This is a genomic window from Streptomyces litchfieldiae, assembly GCF_031845365.1.
GTDB classification, from domain to species: Bacteria; Actinomycetota; Actinomycetes; order Streptomycetales; family Streptomycetaceae; genus Streptomyces; species Streptomyces litchfieldiae.
In genome coordinates, this window is sequence record NZ_JAVREL010000112.1 from 1 (window position 1) to 451 (window position 451).

General features: G+C 75.2%; 1 protein-coding gene. It reads left to right on the plus strand.

Going from position 1 to position 451, the window contains the following annotated elements:
- Positions 1–441: outer membrane protein assembly factor BamB family protein (locus RM590_RS35625; RefSeq protein ID WP_311708960.1), on the plus strand; the 441-nt coding region annotated here is incomplete at its 5' end.
- Positions 442–451: the final 10 nt, after the last annotated feature.

A 451-nucleotide genomic window follows, 5' to 3' on the forward strand; every position in this document is an offset into this window, starting at 1 on the left:
GTGCTGGCTCTCACCGGGCTGGGGCTCGGGGTGGGCGTCTACGTGACGTCCGACCGGGACGTCGACACCGCCGCCGAGGCCGCCGTCTCGCGCCCCACCACCCGCGCCGTCTCGCTGCCCGCCGGCTGGCGGCCGTGGCAGACGAAGCTGCGGTACGACCTGAAGGGCGTCCCCCTCGACTACGGCCGCCCCGGATGCGTCACCGACCAGGACGCGCTGTTCTGCGGCGGCACCGGCTTCACGGTCGCCCGGGTCGACGCGGCCTCCGGGCGGGTCCTGTGGCGGGTCGGCACCCGTCCGCAGGGGGCGCCTCCGATCGGCGTGCGCGACGGCACCGTCTACGTCTACGCGGACCCGGACGACAAGACCCGGCGGGTGGTGGCCCTCGACGCCGCCACCGGGAGGCAGAAGTGGCGACGCGACATCAACGGGTCCGCGTAGACGTAGACGG